Origin of the sequence: Agrobacterium sp. ICMP 6402 (assembly GCF_009498615.1) — a bacterium.
Lineage (GTDB): Bacteria > Pseudomonadota > Alphaproteobacteria > Rhizobiales > Rhizobiaceae > Agrobacterium > Agrobacterium burrii.
This window is the reverse complement of the sequence record NZ_QSNV01000008.1, coordinates 89,606-107,171: the sequence shown is the minus strand read 5'-3', so window position 1 is coordinate 107,171 and position 17,566 is coordinate 89,606. Positions and strand designations below refer to the sequence as shown.

The 17,566-nt window shown below is 59.9% G+C and carries 18 protein-coding genes; 4 read left to right on the top strand and 14 right to left on the bottom strand.

Annotation, left to right across the window (positions count from 1 at the left end):
* Positions 1–8 precede the first annotated feature (8 nt).
* The 4 genes from DXT96_RS19655 to DXT96_RS19640 form a co-directional block, all read right to left on the bottom strand.
* Positions 9–740: an amino acid ABC transporter ATP-binding protein gene (locus tag DXT96_RS19655; protein ID WP_153516077.1), complete on the bottom strand. Its 732-nt coding sequence runs from the start codon at positions 738–740 to the stop codon at positions 9–11.
* Entirely contained in the window at positions 721–1,380 is a 660-nt protein-coding gene (locus DXT96_RS19650) for an amino acid ABC transporter permease (protein WP_153516076.1), read from the bottom strand. The genes DXT96_RS19655 and DXT96_RS19650 overlap by 20 nt, the downstream gene beginning before the upstream one ends.
* Positions 1,377–2,081 (bottom strand): amino acid ABC transporter permease, encoded by a 705-nt coding sequence (locus tag DXT96_RS19645; RefSeq protein ID WP_149901007.1) that lies wholly within the window; start codon positions 2,079–2,081, stop codon positions 1,377–1,379. The genes DXT96_RS19650 and DXT96_RS19645 overlap by 4 nt, the downstream gene beginning before the upstream one ends.
* Before the next feature lie 68 nt (positions 2,082–2,149).
* On the bottom strand, positions 2,150–2,953 hold the full coding sequence (locus tag DXT96_RS19640; protein ID WP_149901006.1) for a transporter substrate-binding domain-containing protein: 804 nt from the start codon (positions 2,951–2,953) through the stop codon (positions 2,150–2,152).
* 296 nt (positions 2,954–3,249) lie between these two features.
* Here DXT96_RS19640 and DXT96_RS19635 point away from each other — a divergent pair, with 296 nt between their 5' ends.
* Positions 3,250–3,570 (top strand): hypothetical protein, encoded by a 321-nt coding sequence (locus DXT96_RS19635; RefSeq protein ID WP_046801224.1) that lies wholly within the window; start codon positions 3,250–3,252, stop codon positions 3,568–3,570.
* Between the two features lie 157 nt (positions 3,571–3,727).
* Positions 3,728–4,750, top strand: coding sequence for a LacI family DNA-binding transcriptional regulator (locus DXT96_RS19630; RefSeq protein WP_153516075.1), 1,023 nt, complete (start codon positions 3,728–3,730; stop codon positions 4,748–4,750).
* Between the two features lie 220 nt (positions 4,751–4,970).
* On the opposite strand, the gene DXT96_RS19625 is transcribed toward DXT96_RS19630, so the two are convergent.
* The 7 genes from DXT96_RS19625 to DXT96_RS19595 all read right to left on the bottom strand — a co-directional run bounded on the left by DXT96_RS19625 (position 4,971) and on the right by DXT96_RS19595 (position 11,999).
* Positions 4,971–5,999: a proline racemase family protein gene (locus DXT96_RS19625; protein WP_153516074.1), complete on the bottom strand. Its 1,029-nt coding sequence runs from the start codon at positions 5,997–5,999 to the stop codon at positions 4,971–4,973.
* Between the two features lie 10 nt (positions 6,000–6,009).
* The gene (locus DXT96_RS19620; RefSeq protein WP_153516073.1) at positions 6,010–7,719 is read right to left on the bottom strand and encodes an aconitase X; all 1,710 of its coding nucleotides are present in this window, start codon (positions 7,717–7,719) and stop codon (positions 6,010–6,012) included.
* Between the two features lie 113 nt (positions 7,720–7,832).
* Entirely contained in the window at positions 7,833–9,074 is a 1,242-nt protein-coding gene (locus tag DXT96_RS19615; protein WP_153516072.1) for an FAD-binding oxidoreductase, read from the bottom strand.
* The gene (locus DXT96_RS19610; protein ID WP_149901001.1) at positions 9,074–9,796 is read right to left on the bottom strand and encodes an amino acid ABC transporter ATP-binding protein; all 723 of its coding nucleotides are present in this window, start codon (positions 9,794–9,796) and stop codon (positions 9,074–9,076) included. The genes DXT96_RS19615 and DXT96_RS19610 overlap by 1 nt, the downstream gene beginning before the upstream one ends.
* Positions 9,789–10,442 (bottom strand): amino acid ABC transporter permease, encoded by a 654-nt coding sequence (locus tag DXT96_RS19605; RefSeq protein WP_149901000.1) that lies wholly within the window; start codon positions 10,440–10,442, stop codon positions 9,789–9,791. The genes DXT96_RS19610 and DXT96_RS19605 overlap by 8 nt, the downstream gene beginning before the upstream one ends.
* A 12-nt stretch (positions 10,443–10,454) precedes the next feature.
* Positions 10,455–11,120, bottom strand: a complete 666-nt coding sequence (locus tag DXT96_RS19600) for an amino acid ABC transporter permease (RefSeq protein ID WP_153516071.1) — start codon at positions 11,118–11,120, stop codon at positions 10,455–10,457.
* Between the two features lie 72 nt (positions 11,121–11,192).
* Entirely contained in the window at positions 11,193–11,999 is an 807-nt protein-coding gene (locus DXT96_RS19595) for a transporter substrate-binding domain-containing protein (RefSeq protein ID WP_149900998.1), read from the bottom strand.
* Between the two features lie 378 nt (positions 12,000–12,377).
* Between DXT96_RS19595 and DXT96_RS19590 the strand changes: the two genes are divergently transcribed.
* Positions 12,378–13,415: an Ldh family oxidoreductase gene (locus DXT96_RS19590; RefSeq protein WP_153516070.1), complete on the top strand. Its 1,038-nt coding sequence runs from the start codon at positions 12,378–12,380 to the stop codon at positions 13,413–13,415.
* 67 nt (positions 13,416–13,482) lie between these two features.
* Here DXT96_RS19590 and DXT96_RS19585 read toward each other — a convergent pair whose 3' ends face one another.
* From DXT96_RS19585 to ftsZ, 3 genes are all read right to left on the bottom strand, one after another.
* On the bottom strand, positions 13,483–14,448 hold the full coding sequence (locus DXT96_RS19585) for a dihydrodipicolinate synthase family protein (protein ID WP_149900996.1): 966 nt from the start codon (positions 14,446–14,448) through the stop codon (positions 13,483–13,485).
* 109 nt (positions 14,449–14,557) lie between these two features.
* Positions 14,558–15,256: a GntR family transcriptional regulator gene (locus DXT96_RS19580; RefSeq protein WP_080843068.1), complete on the bottom strand. Its 699-nt coding sequence runs from the start codon at positions 15,254–15,256 to the stop codon at positions 14,558–14,560.
* A gap of 389 nt (positions 15,257–15,645) precedes the next feature.
* Positions 15,646–16,608, bottom strand: a complete 963-nt coding sequence (gene ftsZ, locus DXT96_RS19575; protein ID WP_149900995.1) for a cell division protein FtsZ — start codon at positions 16,606–16,608, stop codon at positions 15,646–15,648.
* 375 nt (positions 16,609–16,983) lie between these two features.
* On the opposite strand from ftsZ, the gene DXT96_RS19570 reads away from it, so the two are divergent.
* Positions 16,984–17,427 carry a response regulator gene (locus tag DXT96_RS19570; RefSeq protein ID WP_149900994.1) on the top strand — a complete coding sequence of 148 codons (444 nt, stop codon included), beginning with the start codon at positions 16,984–16,986 and terminating at the stop codon, positions 17,425–17,427.
* Positions 17,428–17,566 lie beyond the last annotated feature (139 nt).

Sequence of the window (17,566 nt, the reverse complement as noted above, 5' to 3'; positions counted from 1 at the left end):
GCCCTGCGCTATTTCACATCGGCCTTGACGAATTGCCGGAGTTCCGGCGTTTGCGGATTGGCGAAAAGTTCAGACGAGCGGCCCTGCTCCCAGATCTTGCCCTGGTGCATGAAGATGGTTTCAGTCGCCACGCGGCGCGCAAAAGCCATTTCGTGGGTCACGAGGATCATGGTCATGCCGCCCTTGGCGAGGTTTTCCATGACGGTCAGCACTTCCTCCGTCAGTTCCGGATCGAGCGCCGAGGTCACCTCGTCAAACAGCATCACCTTCGGTCGCATGGCGAGCGAGCGGGCAATCGCCACACGCTGCTGCTGGCCGCCGGACAGCTGGTCGGGATAGGAATCGAATTTCTCCGACAGGCCGACGAGTTGTAGAACTTCGCGAGCGATATCCTTCGTTTCCGATTTCGCCACATCCTTGACGATACGCGGGGCAAGCATGATGTTTTCGCCGACCGTCAGATGCGGGAAAAGATTGTAGCTCTGGAAGACGATGCCGACATCGGTGCGCAGCTTGCGCAGCGCCTTGGCATCTTCGCCAATCGCATGACCTGCAATCTCGATGCGGCCCGAATTGATCTTCTCCAGCCCGTTCATGCAGCGCAAAAGCGTGCTCTTGCCCGAGCCGGAGCGGCCGATAAGGGCGAAGACTTCACCGCGACCAACCGTCAGCGACACGCCTTTGAGGACTTCCAGAGCGCCAAAGCTCTTGTGAACGTTTTCAACGATTACTTCCGGCATGAAGCCTCCTTTCCAGCCAACGCGACAGCTGGGACAACGGGTAGCAGACGATGAAATAAAGCACGGCCACCGCGACGAAGACGCGGAACGGCTGGAACGTGGCATTGTTGATGAGCTGCCCCGCTCTTGCCAGTTCGACGAAACCGATGATCGATGCGATGGACGTATTCTTGACGACCTGAACGGCAAAACCGACGGTCGGCGGCAGGGAAATGCGGATTGCCTGCGGCAGGATGACGTAGCGATATTGCTGGGCGCGGGTGAGAGCCAGCGATTCAGACGCTTCCCATTGCGGCTTCGGCACCGCCTGGATGCAGCCGCGCCAGATTTCGGCGAGATAACCTGACGTATAGATGGTCATCGACGCGCCGGCGGCGATCAGCGGCGGCAGTTCCAGCCCGGCAAGGCTGAGGCCGTAATAGGACAGGAACAGGATCATCAGCACCGGAATGCCCTGAATAACCTGAATATACGTACCCGCGGCAATGCGCAGCGCCTTCAAATCCGAGGTACGGGCCAGCGCGATAAAAAAGCCGACAATACCGCCGCCGATAAGCGCAATGATCGTCAGAAGCACGGTCCATTGCAGGGCGGTAATGAGGAAGCCGAATTCGTTCCAGCCGAAAGTTCTAAGGGTCATGACTGCACCTCCGGCAAAGCGGTCATCGTCTTGCGGGCCACACGGCGGCCAAACAGCCACATGCCGACAAGCGCAAGGATGAGCCGCAGGCTGAGCGCCAGCGCCAGATAGATGAGCGTGACGACGATATAGACCTCGAAGGAGCGGTAGGTCTGCGATTCCACGAAGGCTGCGGCGGCCGCAAGCTCATGGGTGGAAATGGCCGAACAAATGCTCGACGCCAGCATCATCAGCACGAACTGGCTGCACAGCGAAGGATAGACCTTGGCGATGGCTGGCACCATGATGACGTGGCGATAGATCTGGTATTTCGTGAAGCCCAGCGCTTCGCCCGCCTCGATCTGCGACTTGTGCACCGCCTCGATGCCGGCGCGGATGATTTCCGTCGAATAGGCGGCAAGGTTGATCGTCATGCCGATCAGCGCCGCCGTCTCTGCGCCGACGCGAAAGCCGAGACCCGGCAGACCGAAATAGACGATGAAAAGCTGCACCAGAAACGGCGTGTTGCGGATAACCTCCACATAGGCGTCCACGATGATGCGGACGATGCCGCCATTGATGGAACGCAGTGAGGCCAGAAGAATGCCGAAAGCGCAGCCGAGCACGATGGACAGGACCGACAGCTTGATCGTCAGCCATATGCCGTTCAGAATTTCATTCTGATATTGGGCGAGCGCGCCGAATTGAAAAGTATAGGACATGCGTCACTCCGTTGACATTTCCCGGTCCGCCGGAAATTTTTCTCCGGCGGACGCGTTGAAAGGCTCAATCAGAAGCTTGGCAATTGCGGCAGCGGACGACCGGTCCACTTCACCGAGATACGGTCGAGATCGCCCGACATCTTCATGAGATAGATGGAGGTGTTCAGCCACTGGCGCAGCTCGAAATCCTCGATCTTCGTCGCCATGGAATTGCCCTGCTGGAAGAAGGTGAAACCAACCTGCAGACCGGCTTCCGGGCGCTGCTTGATGATAGCCTCACCAACCGTGGACGGCAGTGCCACGGCATCGACCTGGCCGGCAAGCAGAGCCTGGGCGCTGGTCGAATCGTCCTCGTAAACGACGATCTCAAGACCTTCGACATTGGCCTTGCGCAGCGCGGTCTCCTGCGAGGAACCGCGATTGACCGAAACGCGCTTGCCCTTGAGGCTTTCGAGATTTTCGAACTTCTGGTCCTTGCCGGAAATGATATCCATGTTGAAAGCGCTGTAAGGCTGCGTGAACATGACCGTCTTGGCGCGTTCGCCGGTCGGCGCCAGCGTTGCGACGAGGAAATCGACCTTGCCGGTCTGAAGTGCGGGAATACGGGCCGGCGGCGTCAGCGGCACAAGCTCGACCGGCAGCGACAGATAAGTGCCGATGAGGTTGGCGACATCCACGTCATAACCGGAAGGATTGCCCTTCTCATCCACCATGCCCATCGGCGGAGCGCCGGTCAGAACACCGATCTTGACCTTGCCGCGCGCCGTGATCTCGCTGAGCGAGACAGCATGGGCGGATGTGGTGGCGGCAAGCGTTGCAGCGGCAACACCGACGGCAACGGTCACGTTCTTCAGAAATCTGGATATGCTCATGGTTTCTCCTCCAACCTTTTAAGTGGCTGCCCAAAGCGGGACAGCGATCTTCCGCAAAGCGAAAAATGTTCTCGATAACATTTCACCGCGATTGACAAAAAACTCCTCCCAAGAAACCGCAAAAGCTCAAAACCATGTGAATTTTCCTTAAAATTCAACAATTTCTGCTGGTTATCGATTTTCCTCTTGTCGACACCGTTTCACGTTCTTGGCAGGATCAATAATGCATGTTATCGGTATCATTGCAAGTCCGATCTACAGAACTGTTGCATCGGACATTCATTCGGGAGGAACCCATGTATACACGATCGGCAATTTTCGAAGGCAGGATCCACCCCGGCCGGGAGGAGGAGTTTTTCCGCATCGTTGAGGAAAAATTGCTGCCAGTCTGGAAACGCATGCCGAATGCGCAGGCCGTGCGAGTGATGCGCACCGAGCGCACCGACCCGGATGCAGCCGCGATCATCATGGTGCAGGAAATCGACTATCCGTCGATGGAAGCCGTGGAGGAAGCGCTGGTCTCGCCGGTTCGGCTGGAAGGCCGGGTGCTGACGGACGAGATGATGAGCATGTGCGACGGACGTTTTTACCATCTGGTCTATAGCCGCGTCGCATAAATCCGGTGCACGCCGCATTGATATGCAATCATACGGCGTGCTTTCCCTTGATATCTTCGTGTATGTCTTGTCCTGAAACGGTTCGAATTTAGGGAGACATGCTTTGGTGGAGCGCACGCCCTTGGCCGCAGCGTTAGTCACGTCAAAAAAAGCAACCATGAGCGACGTCTCGAAACTCGCGGGCGTCTCCAAGATGACCGTTTCGCGGGTGCTGGCCGATCCTGCCCTGGTGTCGGAAGAGACACGCCAGAAGGTAATGAAGGCCATCGAGAAGCTTGGCTATGTGCCGGATCGAATCGCCGGTTCGCTGTCTTCCCGGCGCACCAATTTCATCACCGCCATTCTACCGACGCTCACCAACTCCAACTTCGCCGACAGCGCACAGGGGCTCGCCAAGGCGCTGCGCGCGGCTGATTACCAGTTGCTGATCGGTTACACGATGTATGACCTGCAGGAAGAGGAGCGCGTCATCCGCACCATGATGGAGCGCCGCCCCGACGCCATCGTCGTCGCCGGCACGGTGCATACCAAGATGGCGAGCGAAGTGCTGATGCGCGCCGGCATCCCGATCGTGGAAATCTGGGATGTTCCCGAACACCCGATCGACCACGCTGTTGGCTTTTCCAACTACGAGGTGGGAAGAAACGCCGCCAAATATCTGATCTCGCTTGGTTTAAAGCGCATAGGCGCACTAGGCTCCAGGGCTGACGGCACTGTGAACGACTGGCGCGGCGAAAGCCGCCTCGTGGGGTTTGCGGCGGCACTGCGCGAAGCCGGCATTTCCGACGATCTCATCATCCGCGAAGGCAGCGCGCCGGTCTCCTACGATCACGGGGCAAAGACGCTCGGCTCCCTGCTCGCGAAGGCGCCCGATGTCGAAGGCATTTTCGCCGTCTCCGATATTTCCGCCGTCGGCGCGCTGATGGAATGTCACCGCCGCGGTATTCCCGTGCCTGACCAGATTTCCATCCTCGGTTTCGGCGATTTCGATATAAGCCGCCAATGTTATCCGGCGATTTCGACGATCCGCGTCGACGCCCAGATGATCGGTCGCAAGGCCGGCGAATTGCTGCTTTCGATATTGGAACCGGAAAAAGGTGCAGCCGTCCCTGAGGGCGCGCGGGTGGATGTCGGGTTCGAGCTGATCGTGCGCGAAACGACGAAGCGGTTGGGTGGATAAAGCGGAAGCGATAGTGGAACGAGCGGGTGCCACCAGCTTCTTCTCCCCGCCGGGGAGAAGTCCGCGGCAGCGGGATGAGGGGGCAAGCTCTCCGAAATCCGGCAACGTTACCCCCTCATCTGACCCTTCGGGCCATCTTCTCCCCGGCGGGGAGAAGAAAAATGCCGCACCGCCGCAGCATATCTCAAAATGCCACCTGAGTGAACTGTAACGTCCTTATTTACCTCGCGCCCCAGGTATCCGTCAGCCGATACCCCTCCGGCCACGGATCGGACGGATCGAGCATATGCTGGTGGATGCCGGTGATCCAGCCGCGGCCGGAGATTTCCGGCAGGATGGCCGGGCGGTCGCCGACTGTTGTCGTTCCGAGGATGCGGCCGGTGAAGGTCGAGCCGATCAGCGACACCGCCGTCAGCGTTTCACCTTCCTTCATTTCGCCGCGCGCATGCAGCACCGCCATGCGGGCCGAAAGTGCCGTGCCGGTCGGCGAGCGGTCCACTTTGCCCGGCTGGATGGCGACGGCTGCCCCTGCCCTGAGACCTTCGGCCGTGCGCTCCACCTTACCGGCAAACAGGCAAAAGGAAAAGTGCCGCCAGTCCGGGTTTTCGGGATGCTCGAAGCCCAGAGCCTTGTTGGCGGCATTGGTGATGCGCACGCCGAGGCGGGCAATCTCATGCGCCTCTTCCGGCTTCAGGCTGAACCCCATCGCTTCGGCATCGACGATGACGAAGCTGTCGCCGCCATAAGCGGTATCTACCTTCAGCGTGCCGAGACCTTCGACCTCGAGTTCGACGTCAAGCTTTGCGGCAAAGCTTGGCAGGTTCTGCACGAAAATGCGCTCGGCCTTGCCGTTGCGGCATTCCGCGCGCACCTTCACCAGTCCGCCGGGAGCTTCCAGAAGCATATGGGTTTCCGGCTCCTGCATCGGCACGATGCCGCCATCCAGCAGCACTGTGGACACGCAGATGGAATTGGAGCCGGACATGGGCGGTGTATCTTCCGGCTCCATGATGATGAAGGCGGCATCCGCTTCAGGATGTTTCGGCGGCACCAGCAGATTGACGTGGCGGAACACACCGCCGCGCGGTTCGTTGAGCACGAAGTTGCGCAGCGTCTCATCACGGGCGATGAAACGGCTCTGTTCCCAGATCGTCTCGCCCGGTGGCGGTTTCACCCCACCGACGATCACATCCCCCACTTCACCTTCCGCATGGGCGGAAATCACATGAACTGTCTTGATACTGCGCATTCAGTTCTCCTCAGGAAAGCCAGATAGGAAGGCGGGATACGGCATGGCCGGTCAGCGCGCTTTCGACGCAATCGGCAAGACTGCCGAAGCGGACCGCGCGGCCGCTGAGACCAGGGCCGTAATGGGCGTATTTGCCGGAATTGGTCATCAGCGCGCGCGTCTTCGTCGGGAAGACCGGCTCGGAAATCGAGCACCAGCAAAGATCCGGCAGCACCTGCACGCCGCTGTCATGCAGGCTTTTCAGGGTGCCGTCCTTGCCAGCCGCATCGATGACCTGCTGGCCGGCGGTGACGATAACGGCGACATCCGCATGGCGCTTGCGGCCGTTGAACACGGCGGCAAGAGCCCGACACTCCTCCAGCGAGGCATGCGGGCTGCCGATGGCGACGAGCTGCACCTCTTCCGGCCCCTCATTCAGAAGCGACCAGCCGGCGGCCATATCGGCGAGCGAAATGGTCACGGTTTCTGCGCTCTCGAGCGGTGCAAGTTCCGCTTCCGGCGTCACGCCCTCGATATGCAGCATGGGCGAGGCGGAGGTGGTGCCGAAGGCGGCACACAGCGCCTTGAGATCGTCCCGCGACGGCTTTGCGGCCCCGAGACCACGCAGCAACGGAATGCAATCCGGTGTGGCCTTGCCGGCGAGATAACCCACAAGCGGCCAGAAGGCGTCATCCACGCCCTGCGGCAACGCCACATCGACAATGCGCTGCGGCCGGCGGTTTTCTTCGAGATACACCCCCGAAAGCGGCGCCCTGCCCGTCATCGCAATGCAGAGATCGAGAAAATCCGGGTGCTTTGCGGTGCGGGCGCCGAGAACCGTATTCGCGAAGATCACCGCATTCGATTCGGCCCAGCCGATCGATTCTCCGGCTTTCGGCGCGCTGTCCAAGAGGTATGGCGAACAGGTGAAGGTGGGGCGACAGCCCATGCGCACATAGGCATCCGCCAGCCTTGCGGCCGGATCGCCGAAATCCTCCGGCACGCCCTGCGCCCGCCAGTTGGCCTTATCGACAGAAATGGCGTTCATGGTCGTCGGCACGCGCACCTTGCCGCCCATGTCAGCCATTTTCTCCGCGAATGTGAGATTGGCGGGGCTGGCATAGATACAGCCATCGATATGGCCCTGGGTGACATCAACAAGCGCCGACGCGCCCTGCTGCGCTGCCATGGCGACGATGATGCGCATGGCCTGACGCACGGCGACGCCCTCACGCCCCTCCAGCATCGCCTTATCGTCGTCCTTAAGGTCGAGATGAGCCGTCGCCGGCGGAGCGATGGCAAGCGAGACGCCGTCGGCCTTGATGATGTTCTGATCGATGCTGACATGCGCAGCACGTGAGAAGCGGGCGAAATTATCCGCATCGAGACGGATGACCGGCAGAGCCTTGTCGAACATTTCCGCCGCGACGAGAGCGCCGAGCGTCAGAACATCTTCGGCCTCGGAAAAAACCAGCGCAGACGGCGCACGGCCGGTCAGGATCAGATCGAGCAGCACACCGGAACCGGTGCAGGAACCGCGGCTGGTCGGCATGAACAGCACGCCGCCGGTGAGACAGACGCCGTGCAGCGGGTGATGCACGTCGATCACCTTGCCGGCGGCGGGATCGACCCCACCCCAGAAGCTCAGCGCCTCGGTCGTGGCAATGACCTTGCCTTCGGCGACACCAGCCAGAATGCTGCGCGCCTGAGGAGCGGTGATTGGCGAAACGGAAGAAGACATCGAAAATCTCCCTGAAGCATTTCCGTCAAAAGTGCGTCGCGGTTTTACGCCCGGAAAATGCGTGAAAAAAAGAGCTAGAGAATTTTTGCGTTTCGGAGAAAAGCCAAAATTCTCTAGAAACGTTGCGGCGAAAATGCCCTTGTATCGATGGCGGGTTTTTGGCCCGTCAGAAGATCGGCGACGATGCGGGCCGTACCCGCCGATTGTGTCAGCCCCAGATGCCCGTGGCCGAAAGCATAGACCACCCGCGCCGTGTGCCGCGCTTCGCCAATGGCCGGCAGGCTATCCGGCAGCGACGGGCGGAAACCCATCCACTGCTTGCCACCTTCGGTTTTCAGGCCCGGCAGGAAACTCTTCGCCTTGGCCAAAAGCGCCTCGGAACGGGCGAAGTTGGCCGGAAGCTCCAGCCCGCCAAGTTCCACCGCGCCGCCGACGCGGATGCCGCTGCAAAGCCGGGTGACGACGAAACCATGGCCGCCAAACGTCACCTGCGTGCGTAGATCGAAAGCGCCTGGTGGCAGGGTGGTATTATACCCCCGTTCCGTTTCCAGCGGAATTTTTTCCCCGAGCGAACGGGCGATGCGGTGCGAGAAAGCCCCCGCCGCCAGCACCACCTTGCTTGCCCTGCGCGTGCGGCCATCGTTACTCACCACTTCGACGCCGTCTTCCAGCGGCCGGAGCGACGCGATATCGAGACGCTCGATACGCCCGCCAATGGCGCGGAAACGGTCCGCCAGCGCCAGCGTATAAAGCTTGGGATCGGCGATGGAATACCACCCCGGCGTAAACGTGCCACAGGTAAAACGCGGCGCGATGCCGGGCTGTATCTCGGCCATCTGATCGGCATTGAGATGCCGGAACTCGATGCCGTGGCGCTCGCGCGCTTTCCAGCCGGCCAGCGAACCTTCGAATTCCGCTTCGCTTTCATAGACCTGGAGGTTGCCCTCCTTGCGCAGCATGGTCATCGTATCGGTCTTTTTGAGGAACGGCTCCAGCTCGGCTCTGGAAAGATCCATCAGCGCCGTCTGGGCGGCGGTGGAGTGCTCCACCTTCGAGGCGGCGCAGGCCCGCCAGAACCGGAACATCCACGGCGCGATCTTCAGCGCATAGGCCGGCGGCACGCTCAGCGGCCCGAGCGGATCGAGCAGCCATTTTGGCGCTTTCCAGAGAATGCCCGGCGATGCGAGCGGCAGAATATCGGTGAAGGCGAAAGCGCCGGCATTGCCGGATGAAGCACCCGCCGCCGGTCCCTCGCGGTCGATGACGGTGACCGAGAGACCACGGCCCTGCGCGGCGATTGCCGCCGAGAGGCCGACGACGCCGGCCCCTATGACGATGACATCATGTGCAGGCATTACCGCACGCTCGCCAGGAACTTCTGGGTTTCGGCATGCTGCGGCGCGCCGAAAAGCTGATCCGGCGTGCCTATTTCCGCCATCACGCCCTGATGGAAGAAGGCGACGCGATTGGAGACATCGCGGGCAAACGCCATTTCGTGGGTGACGCAGATCATCGTCATGCCCTCATCCGCCAGCATCTTCAGCGTATCGAGCACTTCACCCACCAGCATCGGGTCAAGCGCTGAGGTGACTTCGTCGAACAGCATATATTCCGGCGACATGGCAAGCGCACGCGCAATCGCCATTCGCTGCTGCTGGCCGCCCGACATGCGGTTCGGATAGACCTTCAGCTTTTCGGCAAGGCCCACATGGGTCAATTGCTTGACCGCGATTTCCTCGGCCTGTTCCTTGGAAATGCCAAGCACCTTGCGCGGCGCCAGCATGACGTTTTCCAGCACCGTCAGATGCGGAAAGGCGTTCCATTGCTGGAAGACGATGCCGACCTTGCGGCGCAGCTTGTTGAGGTCGGTCGATTTGGCATGCACTTCCGTGCCGTCAATGGTGATCTTGCCGCTGTCGATCGGCTCGAGGCCGTTGATGCAGGTCAGCAACGTCGATTTGCCGGAACCGGAACCACCGATGATGGTGACGACCTCGCCATTGTTGACGGTGAGGTTGATCCCTTTCAGAACCTCCAGCGGGCCGAAGGATTTGCGGACGTTTTCGATCTCAATCATTGGGGGACCACCGTCTTTCGAGATACCCGCCGAGGCGGGCGATGGGGAAGCTGATAAGGAAGTAGATGGCGCCGCAGATCATCAGAATGGTCAGCGGTTCCTGCAGGCGGGTGACGAGGATCTGCGAGGCGCGCAGAAGCTCGATGAGACCGAGCCACAACACCAGTGCGGAATCCTTCATGACACCGAGCGTCAGGCCGATCCAGGACGGCAGCGACACGCGGGTGGCGAGCGGCAGCACGATGTAGCGCATGTCCTGCGACCACGTCATGCCGAGCGACCGGCAGGCGCGGCGCGTGTTGGACGGCACGGCATCGATGCCGCCGCGCACGATCTCGGTGCAATAGGCTGCCGTATAAAGCGACAGCACCACGCAGGAGGTGGTGAAGGGCGGCCAGCCGAGCTTGGCGATCGACTGGAAAGCGTTGCCGAGCACCAGCTGGATGAGCAGCGGTACGGAGCGGAAAATATCCAGCACGAAGGTCAGCGGCAGGGACCAGTAGGCCCCGAGCTGGAAGCGGATGACACCGAAGATGATCCCCATGATGGTGCCTGCCGTGACGGCGACGGCGGTGACGGCAAGCGTCATCCCCGCACCCTTGGCAAGGAAGGCGAGATCACTCCAGGTGAGAGCGGTTTCAAACATGGCGCACCTCTCTCAGTAACGGAACAGACGCCAGGCCAGCATTCTGGCGGCGAGCGTGACGATCTTGGCGATCACGTAATAGATGACCGCGGCGAGCGCGAAGAATTCGAAGGTGCGGAACGAACGGGCATTCAATGCCTGCGTGATACCGGCGAGATCCGTATTCATGCCGACCGTAACACCAAGCGAGGTCATGAGGATCGCCCAGACCATCTGGTTGGTGGCCGGCAGAAAGGCGACGCGCAGCATCTGCGGCATGATGATGAGACGGAAGGTCTGCATCGAGGTCATGCCGAGCGAACGGCCGGAGCGCGTCTGCGTATCGGGAATCGCCTTCAGCGCACCGCGGAAATTTTCCGCCAGATAACCGGCATTATTGAAGGCGATGCCGGCCAGAAGTGCTGTGAAGGGGCTGAGATGAATGCCGAAATTGCCGAGACCGAAATGGGCCATGTAAATCTGGAACAGCGCCGGCGTGTTGCGGGCGATTTCCACCCAGACAGAGGCGATGGCACCCAGAATTCGATTGCCGGAGAGCCGGAACAGCGTCAGCAGAATGGCGAAGGCTAGGCCGATCGCCATCGACAGAAGGGCGATCTGCAGCGTCACCACCGCGCCGTCCAGAAGCTGCGGCAAAGCCTTCAGCGCCTGATTCCATTGGAATGTATAGTTGAACATTAAGCGTCCCGCCTTTTCAGAAACGGTCAACGGCGCGATCATTTTGACCGCGCCGTTTACGAAAAGTCCTGATCAGCGATAAACGCCGTTGACGGTGAGCGAGGGAACTTCGCCGCCAACCCATTTTTCATAGAGTTCGGCGTAACGGCCGGTGCGAACCTGCTGGTTGATGAAGAGGTTCAGGTAATTGATGAGACCGTATTCATCGCGGTTGGTGAAGAGCGCGACGTAATCGATGTCATAGGGAGCCTTGCCGACGACCGAAATGCCTTTGAACTTACCGCCCTTGACGTTGGACTGTGCAACCGTCGAGGTGGAAACCGTGGCGTCGATCTGGCCCTGGCTGAGCGCGAGGAAAACATCGGCCTGCGTCTGGTAAGGACGGAACTCGCCGGTTCCCCACTCCTTGACCGACTTTTCAAGCGCGATGGCTTCGAATGTGCCGGCCGTTGCACCGACCGTCTTGCCCTTCATGTCCTCGAAGGACTTGATGCCCGACTTGTCGTTGGCGGTAACAGCCATTTCGAAAGCGAAGTAAGGCACGGTCATGCCGACCGTCTTCGCGCGCTCAAGCGTGTCGGAAGTAGAAGCAACGCCGACATCGACGCGGCCCGACATCAGTGCCGGAATACGCTCGGGGAACGGCGTCTCAACGATTTCAGCCGTGACGCCGAGCGCCTTGGCGAGATCGTTGCAATAATCGACGTCGAAACCAACAGGGTTGTTTGCGTCGTCACGCGCACCCATCGGCGGGAAATCGAGCACAACAGCGCAGCGCAGCGTGCCGGAGGAAATGATGTCGTCAAGCTTGTCGGCCTTGGCCGGCGTAATAACGGAAGTGGCGGCCAGGAGGCCGGCGATGATGACCGATTTTTTCATTGTTGATTTGCTCCCACAATTGGTCTGCCCGTTGAAGGCGCGGTCACTATTTCCCTATGGGGCCGATAAATCAACATAAAAATACAACTAGTATACAAAAAGAATTTTGCAGTTGCGAACAATCAGGATTTGCCGCACGGCGGCAGTGCAGGGTTACGGCGGAAAGACTCTTTTCAGCCCAAGGACTTGAGCCGGCGCAGCGGCTTCAACCCACTCGGGAATGTGGAGGAAGAGGAAACCGTCACGAAAAGGGAAAACTATGTATCTTGAAAGCGGATTTACGCTTTCTAGCGCTTCACCGAAAAGACGAGTTGCAATAGAACCGCCTTTGTATACTTTATGTATTCAAGATGTGCGAGCCGATATCGGAGGATCATGATGAGCGACGCCACCACCCTGACCATTGATGCGCTTTCAAAGCGGGTTGAAGAAATTTTCCGCAAGGCGGGGCTGAATGAGGTACAGTCGGGAGCGCTTGCCCGCGTCATTACCGCCGGTGAACGCGACGCCTGCAAATCCCACGGCATCTACCGCATCGAAGGCGCGCTGCGCACCGTTAAGGCCGGCAAGGTGAAGCCCGACGCGGTCCCTGATGTGGCTGAGGACGACGGCACGGCGATCGTCAAAGTCAACGCCAATGGCGGCTTTGCCAATCCCGCCTTCGAACTGGGCCTGCCGGTTCTGGTGGAGCGGGCGAAACGTTCGGGCATCGCCGCGCTCGTCATCAATGACTGCACGCATTTCTCGGCGCTCTGGCCGGAGGTCGAGGGGCTGACATCGAATGGTCTCGCTGGACTGGTGATGTGCCCGAGCTACTCCACCGTTGCCCCCACGGGCGGCAGCAAGCCGCTGCTTGGCACCAATCCTTTCGCTTTCGGCTGGCCGCGCAAGGACACTTCCCCTTATGTCTTCGATTTCGCCACGTCGGTTGCGGCGCGCGGCGAAATCGAACTGCACCGGCGCGCAGGCAAATCCCTGCCCGAAGGATGGGCGCTGGACGCCGAAGGCAAGCCGACGACCGACCCGGAAGCCGCCCTTGCCGGTTCGATGCTGCCTTTCGGCGGCCACAAGGGATCGGCGATCGGCACCATGATCGAACTGCTCGCCGGCATCATGATCGGCGACCTGACCAGCCCCGAAGCGCTGGAATTTCTCGGCACGACAACGCTTGCGCCGACCCATGGTGAGTTGATCGTCGCGTTTTCTCCGGAAGCCTTCGCCAAGGGCCGCCCCGGCGATCCTTTCCAACGGGCCGAAATCCTGTTTGATGCCATCGTCGGCCAGGGCGCCCGCCTGCCCTCCGGCCGCCGCTTTGCGGCGCGTGCCAAATCCGAGAGCGAAGGCATTACACTTTCCGCCGCTGAAATGGCCGGGCTCGACCGGCTGCTGGAACAAGGACTGGACGCGGTCTCCTGACCGCGTTTGGATATGGAAAAAAAAGGCCCGCAAATGCGGGCCTTTTTTATTTTATCACTGCAGTTAATCACGCAGCCTTGCAGGTCTGCACCGCGCCCGGAAGCTTGCTCCAGTCGGCATACCAGCTGTTGAACAGCTTGAACTGCGCCTCGACATAACCGCGCTGGCTGTCCGTCAGGGCATCGGTCTCGTTGAAGTGCAGCGTGTATTCCTTGTCGCCCTTCAGCACCATCATGTGCTTGAAATAGAGAACCAGGTCCGGGCCTTCGTCGAAGGAAGACAGCACGGCAAGCGCCTGCTCCAGTTCCAGCGCGCGGACGCGGGCATCCGCATCGCCCTTGGCGGCGGCCTGCGACAGCTTGCACATGTGAATGACTTCCTTCGGCAAAACATTGCCGATGCCGGTGATGGCACCGGTTGCGCCGCAGTTGACGAAGCCGTGGAAAACGGCGGTATCGACGCCGATCATCAGGGTCACGTCGTCATCACGGCTGGTGATGTTTTCAGCCGCATAACGCATATCAGCCGGACCGCCGAATTCCTTGAAACCGACGAGGTTCTTGTGCTCGGCACGCAGCGCGAAGAAGAGATCGGCGCGGGTGGCGAAACCGTAATAGGGGCTGTTGTAGATGACAGCCGGAATTTCAGGAGCGGCCGAGAGAATGGCCTTGAAGTGCGCCTTCTGGGCCGCGATGACCGAACCGCGAGACAGGACGCGAGGGATGACCATCAGACCCTTGGCGCCAACTTTCTGGGCGTGGGCGGCATGCGCCACGGCGGACGCCGTGTTGACCGCACCGGTGCCGACGATAACAGGAATGCCGGCCTTGACCAGACGCTCAACGCCTTCCATGCGCTGCTCATCGGTGAGGAGCGGCCAGTCGCCCATGGAACCGCAATAGACGACGGCCGACATGCCATCGGCGATCAGTTCCTTGCCCTTGCGCACAAGCGCATCAAAATCGGGGGTGCGATCTTCCTTGCAGGGGGTCATCAAGGCGGGAATCACGCCGGAAAAAATGCTGGCCGTCATTATTAGCTCCTAAGGCACATGGTTCTCAGGAATGGACGCAGCTATGCGCCACCCTTTCAACAAGGACATTACTATCTTGTATTTTATTTGTCGACAAGAAATCGACAGGCTAGAGATTTATTTCCAGCCGCTCATTGCGCACCAGCAATTTCTGCACCTGCTGCACGATCTGTTCGGCATGTTCACGCGCCAGTTTTTCCGAAAGGGCGATATCCCGCGCGGCGATGGCAGCAATCATTGCGTCATGGTCATGGACGAAACGCTTCGGCAGACGGTCCTCATAGGACTGGTAATAAAGCCGCAGAATGCGCCGCCCTTCATCCAGCAGGCGCTTGAACAGACTGGTGAAATAGGGGTTTCGGCCTGCCTCGGCGATGGAAAGGTGAAGGGCTGCATTGGTGGAAATCATCGCCAGCGCATTCTGCTCTTCCACCGCAATGGCGAATTCCGCATTGTGGGCGCGGATTCCTGCCAGATCCTCCGGGCGATGATATTGCGCCGCAAGCTGGGTGGTGACCCGGTACATCAGCACCAGCGCATCGAAATAGGTGTGCATGTTGAGAAAATCGATATTCGACACCATGGTCGAGCGGTTCGGCAACGTATCGATCAGCCCCTCGCCCGAAAGTCGCACCAGCGCCTCACGAATGGGTGTTCGCGACATCTTGAATCGTTCGGCAAGCTGCACCTCATCGATGGGGCTTCCCGGCGGCAGGACCAGATCGAGAATCTCGTCGCGCAGCAGATCATAGACCATCTTTACGCCGGAACCGCGCTTGCGCTCGGCAGAAGCAATTATATCCGTCATAGCCAAATCCTTCTTGTCGACATAAAGAGTACTATTATCTTTTTTGGTTATCAACGATGCGTTGCAACCCCGCCTCCCCGAATGGCGGAATAATTGTTCAAAAACAACAAAAAGCCGTCACGAAAATTACCCGCGACGGCTTTGATCGTTCAATTTGTGGCGTGGACGCTGTTTATAAGGTGTCGCCGCTCAAGACGGGCGATTTATCTGGGAAGCGAGGAGCGCGCCGCTTGTTTCTTCTCCCCGCCGGGGAGAAGGTCGCGGCAGCGGGATGAGGGGGCAAGGGTGATGAGATAAGGCAACGTTGCACCCTCCTCCGACCTTTCGGGCCACCCTCTCCCCGGACGGGGAGAAGAAATACGCGGCAGCGCCGCGCCTCAAGCGAAACCTCAGTTGCGCAGGCCGGTGGCCACGACCGAGATCTTGAAAGCACCGTCCAGTGTGGGGTCGAAGGAAGCGCCCATCACCACATCGGTCTCCTCACTGACCGCCTCACGCACCAGCGTCATCGCCTCATCGATCTCATAGAGTGTCAGATCATTGCCGCCGGAGATGGCCACCAGCGCTCCGCGCGCTTCTTTCAGCGAAGGCTCGCCTAGCAGCGGGTTGGCGATAGCGGCGGCCGCCGCTTCGGAGGCGCGTTTTTCGCCCTTCGCCTGTGCCGTGCCCATCAGCGCCCGGCCGCCATTTTTCATGACGTAGCGCACATCGGCGAAATCGAGATTGACCAGACCCTCGCGCAGAATGAGATCGGTGATACAGCGCACGCCGAGCGACAGGACCTTGTCGGCCGTCTTCAGCGCATTCTCAAAGGTGGTGCCGGCATCAGCGATGCGCAGCAGGTTCTGGTTGGGAATGACGATGACGGTATCGGCCGTGTTGAGCAGATTGGCAAAACCATATTCGGCAGCCCGCATGCGGCGCGCGCCCTCGAAGCTGAACGGCAGGGTAACGACGCCCACCGTGAGGATGTTCTTTGCCCGGCATGCTTCCGCAATCACCGGGGCAGCACCGGTGCCGGTACCGCCGCCCATGCCGGCGGTGATGAAACACATGTCGTAACCGCTCAGGTGATCCATGATTTCATCGAGTGAATCGATCGCCGCCTGCCGGCCGACTTCCGGATCTGCCCCTGCACCAAGTCCGCCGGTCAGTTCGGAACTGAGCTGCACCATCCGCGGCGCATTGGTTTTCTTCAGCGCCTGCGCGTCCGTATTGGCTGCGATGAAATCGACCCCGCTAATGCCCTCGGCAATCATGTTGTTGATCGCATTTCCGCCACCGCCGCCAACGCCGACGACAGCGATATTGGGGGTATTGCGGGCGATGGGAGCGCGCGGAGACTGGGTCATCGTCTTATTCTCTTTCTGAACTCATAGGGTCGAGCGCCATTTTGACCGCGGCACGCGAATGATCGGCAAGGTTCCAGCCTTCTCTTCTGGCGTGCGAAGGAAGCTGTAACGCTTTGAATTTGCATATAGGCCTTCGGCCGATTGCGGCAAAAGGACCCTTACTCCAGGGGCGAAAGATGCGCGCCGGCGACGTTCCCCCACCCTGTCCCCGGATGAAAACCGAACCGAATCAACTGCTTCGCTCTTCACCGGTGATAGCCGAAAAGCCATGCCGTTTACACTCCATTCACCATCTTTATCTCACTTTGGAACGAGTTGCCCCGACAGGTGTTTGCTTGCCGACAGCGCTTAAGCGCACAGAATGGAGGCAGAGATATGATGGCAGACGTCTTGCAAAGCGAAACGGGTTTCCAATTGGAACAGCCGCGCGTGCTGATCGTGGAAGACGAATTCCTCATCGCCATGGATATCGAGGATTCCATTCTGCAGGCGGAAGAAGAAGCCAGTGTCATCGGCATCGCCAACCGGCTGGATGAGGCCGTGGCGCTCGGCAGCCGCGCCGATATCGCCTTCGTCGACGTCAACCTTGCCGATGGCCAGACCGGCCCCGAGATCGGCAGGAGGCTCTCGCAGGATCATGGCGTGGTGGTGATCTTCATGACGGCCAACCCGGAAGTGGTCGTCAATCTCGGCATCGGCGCCGGCGTGATTGCCAAACCCGTGCCACAGGACGCGGTGGAACAGTGCCTCTCCTACGCGCTTGCCAAACGGGCCGGCACGCACGCGGTCACGCCCATCGGCATGATGGCTTTCGACTGAGGCAATTTCTGGAAAAAAGCTGAAAACAGAAAAGCCTGCCGCGGGAGGAGGTGCGGCAGGCTTCTAAAAAGATGAACAGCGATATGGGAGGAGGAAACCGCTGTCCCGGGGCAATCCTTGGGAGGAGGAGTGGATCGCC

Coding starts and splice junctions, on each gene's coding strand:
- DXT96_RS19655 (WP_153516077.1), bottom strand. CDS start 740: ATGCCGGAAGTAATCGTTGAAAACGTTCACAAGAGCTTTGGCGCTCTG.
- DXT96_RS19650 (WP_153516076.1), bottom strand. CDS start 1,380: ATGACCCTTAGAACTTTCGGCTGGAACGAATTCGGCTTCCTCATTACC.
- DXT96_RS19645 (WP_149901007.1), bottom strand. CDS start 2,081: ATGTCCTATACTTTTCAATTCGGCGCGCTCGCCCAATATCAGAATGAA.
- DXT96_RS19640 (WP_149901006.1), bottom strand. CDS start 2,953: ATGAGCATATCCAGATTTCTGAAGAACGTGACCGTTGCCGTCGGTGTT.
- DXT96_RS19635 (WP_046801224.1), top strand. CDS start 3,250: ATGTATACACGATCGGCAATTTTCGAAGGCAGGATCCACCCCGGCCGG.
- DXT96_RS19630 (WP_153516075.1), top strand. CDS start 3,728: ATGAGCGACGTCTCGAAACTCGCGGGCGTCTCCAAGATGACCGTTTCG.
- DXT96_RS19625 (WP_153516074.1), bottom strand. CDS start 5,999: ATGCGCAGTATCAAGACAGTTCATGTGATTTCCGCCCATGCGGAAGGT.
- DXT96_RS19620 (WP_153516073.1), bottom strand. CDS start 7,719: ATGTCTTCTTCCGTTTCGCCAATCACCGCTCCTCAGGCGCGCAGCATT.
- DXT96_RS19615 (WP_153516072.1), bottom strand. CDS start 9,074: ATGCCTGCACATGATGTCATCGTCATAGGGGCCGGCGTCGTCGGCCTC.
- DXT96_RS19610 (WP_149901001.1), bottom strand. CDS start 9,796: ATGATTGAGATCGAAAACGTCCGCAAATCCTTCGGCCCGCTGGAGGTT.
- DXT96_RS19605 (WP_149901000.1), bottom strand. CDS start 10,442: ATGTTTGAAACCGCTCTCACCTGGAGTGATCTCGCCTTCCTTGCCAAG.
- DXT96_RS19600 (WP_153516071.1), bottom strand. CDS start 11,120: ATGTTCAACTATACATTCCAATGGAATCAGGCGCTGAAGGCTTTGCCG.
- DXT96_RS19595 (WP_149900998.1), bottom strand. CDS start 11,999: ATGAAAAAATCGGTCATCATCGCCGGCCTCCTGGCCGCCACTTCCGTT.
- DXT96_RS19590 (WP_153516070.1), top strand. CDS start 12,378: ATGAGCGACGCCACCACCCTGACCATTGATGCGCTTTCAAAGCGGGTT.
- DXT96_RS19585 (WP_149900996.1), bottom strand. CDS start 14,448: ATGACGGCCAGCATTTTTTCCGGCGTGATTCCCGCCTTGATGACCCCC.
- DXT96_RS19580 (WP_080843068.1), bottom strand. CDS start 15,256: ATGACGGATATAATTGCTTCTGCCGAGCGCAAGCGCGGTTCCGGCGTA.
- ftsZ (WP_149900995.1), bottom strand. CDS start 16,608: ATGACCCAGTCTCCGCGCGCTCCCATCGCCCGCAATACCCCCAATATC.
- DXT96_RS19570 (WP_149900994.1), top strand. CDS start 16,984: ATGATGGCAGACGTCTTGCAAAGCGAAACGGGTTTCCAATTGGAACAG.